The sequence below is a fragment of the Aeromonas sp. Y318-3 genome (assembly GCF_027706185.1).
GTDB classification, from domain to species: Bacteria; Pseudomonadota; Gammaproteobacteria; order Enterobacterales; family Aeromonadaceae; genus Aeromonas; species Aeromonas veronii.
Genome location: NZ_JAPDCN010000019.1, coordinates 42613 through 56088, shown reverse-complemented (window position 1 = coordinate 56088; position 13476 = coordinate 42613). Strand labels below are relative to the sequence as shown.

General features: G+C 56.1%; 8 protein-coding genes. All 8 read left to right on the top strand.

Annotated elements, in window-relative coordinates:
* Positions 1–476: 476 nt before the first annotated feature.
* The 8 genes from OKB77_RS20495 (at position 477) to OKB77_RS20460 (ending at position 13120) form a co-directional block, all read left to right on the top strand.
* Entirely contained in the window at positions 477–2996 is a 2520-nt protein-coding gene (locus tag OKB77_RS20495) for a transglycosylase SLT domain-containing protein (RefSeq protein ID WP_270818366.1), read from the top strand.
* A complete protein-coding gene (locus tag OKB77_RS20490; RefSeq protein ID WP_270818364.1) occupies positions 2996–3355 on the top strand; it encodes a hypothetical protein in 360 nt (119 codons plus the stop codon). The genes OKB77_RS20495 and OKB77_RS20490 overlap by 1 nt, the downstream gene beginning before the upstream one ends.
* The gene (locus tag OKB77_RS20485; RefSeq protein ID WP_270818362.1) at positions 3352–4782 is read left to right on the top strand and encodes a bleomycin hydrolase; all 1431 of its coding nucleotides are present in this window, start codon (positions 3352–3354) and stop codon (positions 4780–4782) included. The genes OKB77_RS20490 and OKB77_RS20485 overlap by 4 nt, the downstream gene beginning before the upstream one ends.
* Complete coding sequence (locus OKB77_RS20480) at positions 4772–5608, top strand: hypothetical protein (RefSeq protein ID WP_270818360.1); 837 nt, start codon at positions 4772–4774, stop codon at positions 5606–5608. The genes OKB77_RS20485 and OKB77_RS20480 overlap by 11 nt, the downstream gene beginning before the upstream one ends.
* 76 nt (positions 5609–5684) lie before the next feature.
* Positions 5685–6104, top strand: coding sequence for a hypothetical protein (locus OKB77_RS20475; protein WP_270818358.1), 420 nt, complete (start codon positions 5685–5687; stop codon positions 6102–6104).
* An 11-nt stretch (positions 6105–6115) separates the two neighbouring features.
* The gene (locus OKB77_RS20470) at positions 6116–12253 is read left to right on the top strand and encodes a pyocin knob domain-containing protein (protein WP_270818356.1); all 6138 of its coding nucleotides are present in this window, start codon (positions 6116–6118) and stop codon (positions 12251–12253) included.
* Between the two features lie 16 nt (positions 12254–12269).
* Entirely contained in the window at positions 12270–12656 is a 387-nt protein-coding gene (locus OKB77_RS20465) for a hypothetical protein (protein WP_270818354.1), read from the top strand.
* A 125-nt stretch (positions 12657–12781) separates the two neighbouring features.
* Positions 12782–13120, top strand: coding sequence for a hypothetical protein (locus OKB77_RS20460; protein WP_270818352.1), 339 nt, complete (start codon positions 12782–12784; stop codon positions 13118–13120).
* Positions 13121–13476: the final 356 nt, after the last annotated feature.

Sequence of the window (13476 nt, the reverse complement as noted above, 5' to 3'; positions counted from 1 at the left end):
GACAACATCACGCAACCAAGGCGCCAACAAGCGCCATCAAGCGCCAGAAATCACCAAGCGCGGTAATTGAGCGGCAAGAGGTGGCGCCAGAAAGCGCCAACAAGGCCAAAGGAGAGCCTAAAAGCACAGGATTGGCGCCAGCCAAGCCGACAAAGGCAATTAGCGGCCTGTCAATTGAGACCACCGAAAGCGCCAGAAAGCGCCGAAAAGCTCAACAAGAGACTGAAAAGGACTTATCAGGCGCTAAAAAGACCCAAACAAAAAATAACCAAAACGCCAAGGTTGCAGCCTCACCCAGCGGCAGAAAGGAAAACCCGAAGGGTAACGCCCCTAGAAAATCCCGAGAAAACAGAACAATCGACTTAGAGCCAACTGTTGCTGTTCGGGGCAAAAGTGACGGGAGCGCGCCGCAATCAGTCAGCCCAGAGCATACCCAAAGGGCAGAACTGGCCGCGCCTGGACGCAAGCCTAAATCGGTGCAGGCCGACACTCGCCGCGATGGCGGGCTCTACATTGGCGATGATGGGCGGGTAAGACGCCCGGATGGCACGTTCGCCACGAAAGTGGAGGTTCGCCGTTGGCAGCGCGAGCAAAACGAGGCCAGTGACGCCGCGAGCCCTGACAGCAAGGAAAAGACGACTCACAGCCTCACATCGCTGTTAGTTAGAGGTGTGGCGCTGCTGGCTGGCCCCAATGGGATTGCAGGCACCAAGGGTCTATCTCACTCGTCAGCTGGCGAGGCGGCCGGGGTGGCAGCTGGTGGCTCGATATTCTTCGCCATTCGGGAAGTGACTGACCTTGCATCAGACGTAAGCGAGGCCCTGAAAGAGCGCGACATAAAGGGCACCAAAGACCTGATCCCGTACCTGAAAAAGCAGGTCTCAGCACTAAACCCCTTCAAGCGCGAGAAGGGGGAGACCACCGAAGGTACCAACGCTGCAGAAGGCGCCAGGGCCACCGAAAGCACCAAGGCCACCGAAAGCACCAAGGCGGTCGAAACAACCAACGAAAGGCAGGTCACCAGCCAGATCAGTGACTCACGGCAGGTTGAAACCACCAATGAGCGCGAGTCGGTTGGCGTCACCGACCGGCCGGTAAGCAATGAGTCAAAGCGCCCCCAATCAGCCAAGGATGCCACCAGCGCCGAGGCTCACCGGCAAGGCGAGCTGGTGGACACCATCGAGCAGGAGGGCTTGGATCAGGCCGAGCTGCTGGAGCGCCAGCACGGCGAGCTACTTGAAAAGTTGGACGACCTGATCGATAGCAGCAAGCAGAAGGGCCCCGGGCTGGTGGATAGCGCCATGGATCTGGCAGGGGATGCCTGGGAGCGCCGCCGCGGGAAGCGCAAAGGCAAAAGAACCAGAGCCCGCCAGCCTCGACCAGAGATCAGCGCCAGAGCTCGCAGAGAGGGAGTCAGGGGTCGCAGGGCGCCAGAGGTTAGGGGTAAGCCTGCCGGTCGCATAGCGCGAGTCAGAGCGGCCATGCCGCGCATCTTCTCCCCTGCTGCCTCCCCATTGGTTGCTGCCAGTGCCACCGGCGGCGCAATGGCGACAACAGCCAGGGCGGCCGGTTCTCGGGCTGTTGGCGCTGGCGCTGCAGCTATGGGAGCAAGAGCAATCCCGATCGCAGGCCAACTGCTGGCGCTGGGAATGGCTGGCTATGACGCCTATCAAGGCTTCAACGATAAGGATGCCCAATCCCGCGCTTTCGGCCTGCAGGGCAACCAGAAGGCGACTACCGGCCAGAAAAGCGCGATGGCAGCGGCCAACGTGCTGGATCTCGGTGGTCTCACCTCTGGCCTTGCCGGTCTGCTGGGATCTGCTGCTGGGGCGCTTGGCTTTGAGCGCCTGCAGGAGTCGCTGACGTTCGATACCGAAGATATGGCCCGCGCCATCTATGACGGCATGACGATGTTTGATCACAAAAACCCGCTCAAGGACAACGGCAACAAGTCGATCGTCAACAACTACGGCTCGAGCGGCGTGACCTATCGTGGCACTACTCCCGTCACCGGCGAATGGCAGGGTACGCCCGTCCGGTACAACGGGATCGAAGCTGAAAATGGTCTGCCGGCTAACTTCCTGGGGGCTACTTCCATGGTTGAGAGCGGCGGAAATCCCAATGCCTATAACAAGAAATCTGGCGCCATGGGGGAGTTCCAGTTTATGCCCAAAACCGCTGCAGGCCTTGGGCTGGCCAACGCCTTTGACCAGAAGAGCAGCACGGAAGCCATGATCAAGCACACCAAGCAGAATCAGGCATATTTCCGCAAGCAGATGGGGCGGGAGGCAACCGGCAGGGAGTTGTACCTACTCCACCAGCAAGGCATGGGCGGCGGTACCGGATTGATAAAGGCGCTCCAGCAGAACCCCAACGCCAGCGCTGTAGAGGCTTTGGCGGCTAACGGGCAAAAGGCACCGGTTCAGGCTGTGCTGCAGAACGGCGGCCGAACCGATATGACGGTGCAGGAGTTCACGGATCTGATCCTGAACAAGTACGACCGTGCAGAGGCCGCCATCAAGAAGAACCCCGGCATTGCTGCTGGAGAGGCAAAAGCCGTCCTCAAGGAGGAGAAGCCAGCCTATGACGTTCCGATGATGCTCCGCGGCGGCCCGCGTGACGGCGAAGAAGCGCCCCCGCTCGTCCACAAGACCGAGCAACAGGCCTCCGTATCCACCAGCTCCACGACCACTACCGCCGCGGCGCCGGTGACGCAGACGCTCGCCCCTCCGATGACACTGCGCCCGGTGGTGGATATTCAAGAGGAGCAGGCCCGCCGCGCCCTGACAGAGCCAAAGCCATATGCCCCGGTTGTTGATGAGACAGCCAAGATGGCCAAGACCCTGCAGAACATCGAGCGCCTGCTGGCCGAGCAGAACAAGCAGCAGAAAAGCAGCCCGACCGGCGCCCCGATGCGAACCGGCGGCAAGCCAGACACCACCAATCCGCCAATGCTCTCCAGCAACATGGCCGCCTTCGCGTCAGATAGGAGCTGATGATGACCGAAATTGACTACCTGATGCAGCTTGACGAATCAGGCGTGCAGCTGCGGGAACAAGAGGATGCGCTGATCAACAACGTGGCCGAGTGGATGGACACCCCAGAGGGTACCGTCTACGGCCGCCCTGGCTGGGGGAATAGGTTCACCTCATTCAAGCATGAACCACCTGGGGAAGATCTCGAGGTGGCCATCGAGAACATGATTGTGACAGACCTACCTCAAGACGTTCGAGGGGTGGTTGTGAGAGGCATTCGCTGTGAATACAACCAGAGCGAAATCGACATCTGCAGCGTCACCATCGTTACCAACGTTGGCACCCTATCTACCCAGCTAAACACCAAGGAGGCGCTGTGAGCGACCAACCAAACAACCAAACTCCGGTCGAGACCTTCAATGAGCTACTGAAAGGCACCAGCTGGTGGAGCCGCCTTATCGGCTCGCAGTTCGCCCAGGGGATCGCAACCTTTGTCGGCCAGATGGCCTATCGCACCGAAAGCCTTGCTCGCCGCCTCCTGCAAGAGGCCTTCATGTCAACGGCCATCAACCGCGCCTCAATCCTTGCTGGAGCAGAGGATCGCGGCTATGTCGGCGGCAAAGTCATGCCTTCCACAGGCAAGGCCAGTATCACCAACAACACAGACTCAGTGCAGACGTTCGCTTTCGGCACCCCAGTTGATGGCCCTAACCAGCTGGATTACATCTTGGCGGAGGCCGTGCGAATTGAACCCGGGGTGACGCTCGAGGTGGAGATCAGCCAGCTGACCGAAGTGGTTATGACCACAACCGTGACGGCCGAAACAAAGTGGCTGGAAATAGCCCTCCCCAAAGCGGTAACAGCCAAGGCCTCTGAGGTGGAGGTGTGGGTCGAACCGCCCCGCCAGACCTCCCAGCGCTGGGAAAAGCGATTCATGTTCCGCCGAGGTACCCCAACCAGTCGCATCTACACCGAGAGCTATAAGCCAACAGAGCAGCTGGTTGTCCGGTTCGGTAACGGGCTGGCAGGCATGATCCCCCCGCTTAACTCAATCATCCGGCTGGTGGTCTGGTGCAGTGAAGGGGAAACCGCCCTGCTGGAAGGTCAACCCCTTACCCTGGCGGCCGAGAGCGATTTCCTAAAGGAGGGGATCAAGATCGTCACAACCACCCCGATTGCCGGTGGCCAGTCTGCCGAATCGACCGAGGCAATCCGCCGTGGCGCCCTGTACGCCACCCAGTACGATCAGCAGGTGGTCTGGGATAGCGACTATGCCAAGTACATCAACGACAACATATCAGGGCTGGTATGGCTCAAGGTGTGGGGGGAGACGCAGCAGGAAAAAGAAAGCGGGTTCAATGTGGACAACATCAACCGCATTTTCATTTCCGCCTACTCTGACACCCAGAGCCAAGAGCGCCTGGAAGAGCGGATTGCCGCGCTGTTTAGCCGCGGGGCAGAGTTCAATACCCGATACTCCTACGTCAGAGTAAACCGCCAGCCGTTTACCCTGATCCTCAATGGCTCGATCCCCAATCGCCAGCGACAGGATGCCGTCAAGCTCTCGCTGATCACCATGCTCACCAACAAGTTTGGCGAGAACGCCGCCCCGGGCTCCGTGGCTGGCCAGTCCAGCACCAAGGAGATATTCGAGAAGGACATTTGGACTGCCATTGATGAGCTTGGCCTGCTGACCGAGTTCACCATCAAGCTGGTGGGCCGCATTGAGCAGCCCAAGCTGAAAGATTATGTGTTCCTCGATGCGGTGGGCTCTACCTTCAATCTGGAGTACGACAATGCAAGCTAACTGGCTACGCAACCGGCTCACCAAGGCAAAGCAGCAGGCGCCCATGTGGGCAGAGCTGGCCGATGCCGTGCAAGAGGTATTCGAGCAGCACATAGAGCCGCTGGTGGAGCGTCTGAGGGGGATGGGCGGCGCGTTTACGATGGCAGAGGAGGATCTGGATGCCCGGATCAATGAGTTGGGCCCGTTCTTCTTCCTCTCTGAACGGGTCGCGCCTGAGGATTGGCCGCTCGCCCTGATCCAGCGACAGGATGAAATTCACTACAAGAACACCGAATGGCCAATGCTCTCAACGATAGGGCGTGAATTTACCGGCATGTCCGTTACCTGGTCACCCCAGTGGGCCCCCAAGGATATAAACACCTATCCCTACGGCTCGCGCTTCACCACCAAGGAGATGATGCCCTTCGAGGACATTCCCGAGAGCGACTGGTTTATGACGAGCCGCGGGGTGATCCGCGTGTCCTTGCCGGAGTTGGCCCGCTCGTTCCCTGGTGGGGAAACCCAAAACGAGCAGACCGCCGAGTTTGAGGCCATTCTGGCTCGCTTCATCGCCCCCCTGATCCCGCTGCGAATCGTCTTTGATGGCGCCCAGTATTACATCGGGTACACCCTGAAAGAGGCGGAAGAATGGGTAGAGCTGCTGGCAACAGACATAGGGACTAGCTGGCCTGAGGTCAGCGAAGGGAATGAAACGTCAACGGTAAAGCCAGCCGACATTAGCACCACGTTCCCCAACATGAACAACAGCAGTGACGCGCCCATTGGCCAGTTCTACCTTGATGTAATCCCCATGGATGCCTGGACGCTCGACAAGCCGATCACATAGGGAACGGCCGCAAAAAAACTGGTAACATCAAACCGCCTCACTCCCCAACCGCGCCTCCATCAAATGGGGGCACACTTTGAGCGCGATTAAGCTCTATGACGCCAAGCTACTTCGGGCGTACTACGACAACCGGGCGCTAAGCTCGATTGGCAAGTCCAATACCTCATTCCGCCTTAGCAAGGCTGTATGGGGTAAGGGATTCCAAACCACAGTAGGCGGCAAGCCTTCCGTGGGCAACATTCCCCTCGATACCTCCAAGATTGACGGGGTATTCGCTACTACCAACCTGGTTCTCTCCTATGTGTCCGGGCGTATTACCGTGCGCGCGGTACTGCCTACCGGCTCCGTGCCTGCCGGTGAGCTCCATGAGTTCTCAGCCCTTGGCATTCTCGATGAAAGCAACACGCTGGTGGCCGTCATGGCCAGCACCCCCATCACTGTGCATGATCGCCGCTCTCTCTCCGTAGAGGGTGTGATCGAAACCAACATCGCATAAGGGGAGGGGCTATGTCTGATCAAGAAATTACCTTGTCACCCCCGATGAGCGTGGACACCTCGACATTCGCGCTGCTGGCCGACCTGCAGTACCTCGAGCCATTTGCCTCTGAGGCGCTGAACCGCAAGTTCTACGGCGTAATCCCCCCAGGTATCTATCGCGGCTTCCAATACGTGCTACCAGGGAGCATGAAACTCAGAATTGGCCGCCCCAGTGAAGCCGGTACCGCCATCATCCACGTTGGCGACCGTTGCATCACCGTTCAGCAATACAAGCCGGTTGATCTGGTTGTGGCCGCTGGCTTTGTCGGGCGAGTGGTACTGGAGGGTTTTTACCAGTTCGGCGTGAAAACCAAACAGGTAGATAGCGAAAGCACCGTTGATGCCGTATCGATCAAGTTGGTGACCGAGGCACAGTACAAGCCAGAGCATGTGACGCTGTATAACCTCAACGTGCCCGCCAATGCTACCGCCATGCAGGACAGCTATATCAGCGATGCAAAGCGCGATGATGTGGACATTGCCGTTGATAGCAGCATCTACCGGGATCTGGCCGCGCACATTGCCAGCCCGACCGCACACACCAAGGCGCAGGTTGGCCTGAGCAACGTCAACAACTGGCCCGCCACTGCGGCCGTAAATGACTCTTCTGATGTCAAATATGCCACCGCCGGGGCAGTGAAACGCTCCTACGACCTAGCCGCTGCCGCTCTGCCTAAATCAGGTGGCGTGGTGGATGGGAAGATTGTTGTTGGCCCAACTGGGTTTGACTCATACGGTTGGCCAAACGCCACCGACCGAGACCAGAACAACTACATTTCCCGATCGCGGCTGATGGTGCGTGCTGGCAATAACGGCCTGAGCATGTTCGGTACCGCCGCTGAAAATGCCCGCCGGTTCGGCTTGCAAGTCGGCCATAGCGATGGAACCTATGCTTCTGCTGTTGGCACGCTTGAGCTGAACCCCTATGGCGGTCAAGTTCTCATCAATGGCGGTCGCGCCTATCACACCGGTTACAAGCCGACCTCCACCGATGTAGGCCTTGGCAGCGTCAACAACTGGCCCGCAACGGCCTCTGTGAATGACTCTTCTGACGCCAAGTATGCAACTGCAGGAGCAGTAAAGCGCGCCTACGATCTTGCTGCTGCGGCCCTGCCCAAAACCGGCGGGATCATTTCTAGTGCTCTGACCGTAAACGGCCTACTCAATGCAGTTGGTGGCTTCCAGGTTGGAGGTGTGGACGTTATCGGCACATCAACAACTGTTGCCAGGATTGGCGATGGCTCATTCGAGCGAGAGCTAAACCTCAATGCGAAGAATGCCTTGGCATACGTCCAGTACGGCTCTGGTCGCCATCGCATCTATCACGAAGGGTACAAGCCATCCCCCGCGGCTCTTGGCACTTACACCCAGTCAGAGATAGACAACAAGGTAAATGACTCCGGCTTTAAGACGGTCACGGTAGCCGCTCCCGCTGGCGTGGTGGCTGGCAAGTTCTACCCAATCCTGGTGACCTCATCAATTGAAGGCCGCCAAGAGCTCTACGTCAGCACTCGCTCCTCTGGTGGTAGCGATCCGATGAACAACTGCTCATTCCATGGCATTGTTCGCGCTGCCGGGTGGAGCGACAAAACCAACTATGTTGATGGTCAGTTCACGATTTACACGGACAGTAACGAGCGGGCGATCCACTCCATTGCCATGCCAACCGAAAGCGAAGGGTCATACGCCATCTACGTTGAGGCTCGCGCATTCCCGGTTCAGCTGCGCCTGCCTATCCGCTGTGGCGTGTCCTGTACCGGCCAAGATATGCAGGCTGGCACAACTACATTTAGCGCCGGTGTCAGCGAGCCAGGCGGCACAAAAGTCCAGATAAAAGCCGACTTTAGCAAAGGCTCTGGTCGCTACTTCAACAGCAACAAGGCTTATCACGAAGGGTTCCGCCCTTCGGCAAATGACATTAACGCGCTGGACATTCGCGGCACCAACACAATGACCGGCAACCTCAATATCCAACGTCCATCCAATGATGCCGGGCTGATGGTTAAGGGGGGTGATGGCAAGAACGCATGGTTGAAGCTGCTCGAAGGGTCCAGCTTTGAAGGCACCGACTTCGGCATGTACATGCACTACAACGGCGCAACGGATAACGTTGGCCGCATAGGCATGATCAACAACAACGTGTGGGTTGATAGCATCCGGCTATCTCGGGATACCGGGGCGATTGAGCTTGAGAAGGGCGTTACCGCCAAGAGCACGATCACCGCATTGTCGAGTATCGCAGTTCAGAACGCTGCTGGCGTAAAGAACCACATACTTGAGAGCGCAGATACCGTTGCGACCTATCGGTTCGATAATGCTGGAGGCTGGAGGCTGTGGGCTGGTGGAGCTGGCGGTGTTCAGGACGTAATCACTGCGTCTCAAAGTGGCAACGTCAACATCCCTAATGGCAACCTCTCTGAGCGCGGGCAGCGAGTATACAGCCCCAACAACAAACCAACTCCATCTGCTATAGGTGCGGTCAGTAAAACTGGCGATACCATGACCGGCCCGCTGATTGCAAAATCCGGGGCAGAAGGGATCGTTATTCAAGACGATATTGGCCGACTTAGAGGCAAAAAACTTGACGGAACAGCCTCTTGGTATGTTGGGAAGGGTTCAGCGTCAGCCTTGGACTTGTATTCCAATGAGCTGGGCGTTGGCCTCAAAATTACTGGCGGCGCTGATGGCATTTTCTACAACAACAAAAAGCTATACCACGAAGGGAACAAGCCAACTGCGGCAGACGTTCTCGCCATTCCGGTAAAGAAACCTCACCTGGCTGACTGGACTTCCGCACCAGAGATGGCTGGGAAGCGATATGTCGGTGGCTACCAAAGTCCTGACGAAGTGGCCTCTTACATGTCATTTGGCGCCGGCAGCGGCCAGAGAATGGACATTTTCCTTGATGGGGAAATGTACGTTGATGAGGGGCGCCAGAAGGTATACCACCCGGGCAACAAGCCAACTGCGGCCGATGTTGGGGCAACCAGCAGAGAGGTTTATGTTGGCGAAGGGTTCAGGAATCTAGGCTCACTCCAATCCCAAGTTGGTAGCGAGTATTTCTATCGCTGGTACAAGCTCTGCGAGCACACAACATCAGCTCTCGTTGATACCACCTTTGACATCATCGTCAGTGCTGATAAGAACTACGCCGGTTCCAGCGGTCGATATTATGTCACCGTCAGTCGTTACGAGGGTGCCAGCGACCCCGTAGGATCTCTTCACGTTTCGGTGAACAGAAAATATGGCGCCCCAGACATGATTGAGCTTGCAGTCAAAAAAGAGACTGGCAAGACAACCGTATGGGTTCGCGGTAAGCGCATGTGGGGCAATATTGGGGTCTCCGTCATCAATCGCGGCACGGATGGCGGGAAGCCCACGTTCGTTGCTGACGGCACTTTCGTTCTAAGCAATGACGCGATACTGGCCAACACCGTAAAAATGAACTGCGGGAATATCTTTGACGGCGACACTGGGGCCATCAGCTACGCATTCAATGATTATTTCAACAAGGTTCACGACTCCGGCGCTCGGGTATTCAGCCCGAACAACAAGCCTCGCCTTGCGGATATCACTGATGGGACGCTCACCGGCAACATGAAAGTTACCGGTTGGATTGAGTCTGCAGGTACGTTCAAGAGTACCGCCAATAACGCCCTTGCCATTGTTGCAGAGAAGGGTGGGCATCAGGCCGCAATAGGCTGTAGCCAAACAGTTGGCGAATATATTTTTGGTGGCAAGACCACTGCAGCTAGTGATTACCAGCATTACATTCGCTTGGGCAATAACAAGTTCCAGTATCACCAGAACGGCTCGAACTTCGATGTTTATCATTCGGGGAACAAGCCGACTGCCACCGATGTTAATGCTGTCGGCCGTAGCTCTGTAGGGTCTGGCTCGGTTAATCTAAACGCTCTTCGCACTGCTCAGCACTTGCGCTTAGAGGCTGCTGGCAATATCACCAACCGTCCATCTGATGATGTTAGTTATGCCCAGATGATCCATGTTAATGGTGGCGGGGATACGCATATGCAAATCCTTGGAACCTATAACACCGGAAAACTGTTCTGGCGTGGATTTAATAACACTCAGGCAGCTGGTTCTGTTTCATGGCATCAGATTTATCACACTGGGTTTAAGCCAACAGCGGCCGATGTTAACGCCGTTGCGCTCAATGGCTCATCCACAATGGCAGGCACCCTTGTTGTGGACTACGCCGGATATGGTGTTCACATCAAGCGAGACACCTACCCTGGGATCATGCTTGAGAGCAAGGGGCTCACAAGTCACAGGCAAAAGCTGATTGAGGTAAACAACGGCGGCCATCTGACGTTTATCACTCGCAATGACCGGGCGGAAAACAATGGGGTTGTGGTTCTTGAGGGGGGTAAGAGCGGGACTCTATACCACACAGGAAATAAGCCTACACCAGAGGAAATTGGAACATTCAAGGCCTCTTGGGGCTCTGTTACCAATCAAGACTGGAATACCCTCACTGTTGCTGGCTCGTATTCTGTAGATAATGCCTCTGGCGCAAACAAGCCCGCCATTATTGGCCACCCAGATGTTTACACCTACGGCACCCTGTTTGTCCAAAACAACGGCCGAACAATTAGCCAGATGTATATTACTGACGGCAATAAAATCTACCTTCGGGACAAGTACGGTTCCAACGCTTGGGGTACTTGGTCTGGTGTATCCAACGATGAAAGTACCGGTATAACGACAAGCGTAGATCTCGATGATTTGTCATGTGGCGGCCCTTTCAATATGTATAAGGGCTCTGGTGTTACATTCACCAATGCCCCCAGTGATTTCGACTTTGGCACCCTGCAGGTGATTGGTCGTGGTCGAGCTGGCGGATCATTTGTGACTCAGATTTTGACTTGGCGCAGCAATGGCCGTCAGATGATCAGAACCAGAAATGACGGCACAATGACTTGGACGCCTTGGCGCAAGATTTACTCAGAGTCACAAAAGCCGACTGCCGCCGATGTTGGGGCGGTATCCAAGTCTGGCGATGAAATGACAGCCAGGCTAAAAATCTCCGGTACCGCCGATAACACAGTGCCAACAGTTGATCAGGTCAAGCTCGATGGCTATGGGGTGATAGGCAATCGCGGGACGGTTTATGTTACCAACGGGTCTACAGCTTCCAACGCTGCTGTAGCTCTCGGCATTGGTGGTGCTCACGCTGCCGACATAAAGCTGCTCATCGAGAAGCTAAAGGTCACATCAAACGTTGACTTGTACGAGCGCGGGAATCGGGTTTACTCGCCAGCCAACAAGCCTACCTCTGCCGATGTGGGCCTTGGCAGCGTGAACAACTGGCCAGCCACGGCCTCTGTGAATGACGCTTCTGACGCGAAATATGCCACCGCTGGGGCGGTAAAACGCGCCTACGATCTGGCCTCCGCTGCCCTGCCTAAATCTGGCGGAGACCTGTCAGGCAACCTCCGGGTTAAGCACAGCGACACCGTTGAACACTCCCTTGGCACTCAGCGCCAAGGCCGCAACTTCTACATGTTCGACAACGGAAATCAGGTTGGCCTTTATGCGAACAATCTGAAATCAGGGCAGGCATCGGCAACCCTGATTCATCGGGATATTGCAACGGGGGATATTGGCGTTGGTGAACCGGCCGCCGTGCTGTCCACGTATGGCAAGAATGCGGCCCCCACTTACAACAAGCAAAGCATTTACCACACCGGGTTCAAGCCATCTGCTGCTGATATTGGGGCTGCGACTCCGGCTCAAGTTGATAGCGCCGACAACAACGTTAAAAGCTGGGTTGATCAGAACTATTCCAATAAGGGACACATCCACACCGCGCAAGCTGGGAATTGGGATGTTTGCAACGGCACTTGGAATGCCATTGGTTCCTATTCCTTCGCTCAACTGTACCCCGCTAACGATTACGGCCAAGTCGCGCCCGGCTCTACCGTCCCGGGAGCTCATTTGAGGGCTTGTAGCGTGGATAATGACGGAGATGACATTTGGGCTGCACCTTTGGCTGGCACCTATATGTGCATGGGCATGGCCAGAGGCAATGCAGGCGGAGAGGGTGATTGGACTGGTCATAAAACCCTCTGGGTGCGAATTGCATAAATTAGGATGTAGCGAATTGAATAACAAAATAAAAGTTATCTCGGCCCACTCCCCGGTGTGGGCCACCCCAGAAAAAGTCAGCATCACCTTGCAAGTGAAGTTTTCGCACTTCCCGGGCGAGGTGCCATTTACGGCCACGCCCACCGACACAATGGATCACGCCAAGGAGGTGCTCGGTAGGGCGCTAGCGGGAGAATATGGTGAAGTTGCAGAATATAAGGGCCCAAGCCAAGAAGATGTTCAGCAATACGTGCTTGCCCGTGGCCACGCGAGGTCAAAGGCAGAAGTGGAGAGCCGTATCCAAATCCTTGAGCGAGCTAAGCGCCTAGGGATGACCACTGATGCAGAACTGATGGAGCTGGAGGAGTTAGAGCGATCCAGCGTTGAATTAATGAGGCTATAAAGGGGGGGGGTGGGCTGGCCATCCAACGTAACATGGCCGACAGATCCTATCTAATCAGAATAGCAATGCGGCTGGTTCAGCCGTAAAATCCCTTTGAACCATTAACGTAATAACAGGATGTAACAATGAAAAGCCCGATTTTCCAAGCCAGCTTCACCGACATTTATGGCGTAGCACACCCGCAAGCTCAGTGCATGATCTCCATGGTCTCCCGCACTGACTCCGCTTACTTTGACGCCGCCGGAGAGGGTGGGCCTAACAACCAGATCAACTATCAGATTCGCTACTGGCATACCAGTGAAGCGAAGGATGGCGGTGCGGAGCCTCAGGAATATATCACCAAGGATCGCCTGAATACTTTCTACTTCAACAGCAACAGTGAAGTGGAAACCAGCGCTCTGATCGAGACTTGTCAGCAGCACTTCCTGACCTCTGTGCTCACTCCGGCAAAAGCGATCGCTTAGTTGACCGCCTAACATCCTAACAACTCGTTGGTGTATCATTAATGTGACTGGCGAGGGCAAGAGGATGACAATAGATCCGATTCAGGCAGGGCTGGTAACAGCCCTGTCTTTTTTTAGCGGCGTGGCCTCTTACCTTCAAGGTCGGCGCGATGGGAGGCTCAATGGTGGCTGGCTCGATCTCTGTGCAGAGCTGGCCGCCGCCCCCGTTGCAGGGTGGAGTGCTCTCTTTCTTGGGTTATGGCGGGACTGGCCAGAGCCGTTTATGTGCCTGTGCGTAATTGTTGCAGCGCATAACAGCTCGTTCGTCCTGTATAGCCTGAGGCAGTGGGTGCTGTCTTTGTTCAATAACGCAACCA

Bases quoted from the DNA above. Each gene is read 5' to 3' on its own strand.
- OKB77_RS20470 (WP_270818356.1), top strand. From the start codon at position 6,116: ATGTCTGATCAAGAAATTACCTTGTCACCCCCGATGAGCGTGGACACC.
- OKB77_RS20480 (WP_270818360.1), top strand. From the start codon at position 4,772: ATGCAAGCTAACTGGCTACGCAACCGGCTCACCAAGGCAAAGCAGCAG.
- OKB77_RS20490 (WP_270818364.1), top strand. From the start codon at position 2,996: ATGATGACCGAAATTGACTACCTGATGCAGCTTGACGAATCAGGCGTG.
- OKB77_RS20460 (WP_270818352.1), top strand. From the start codon at position 12,782: ATGAAAAGCCCGATTTTCCAAGCCAGCTTCACCGACATTTATGGCGTA.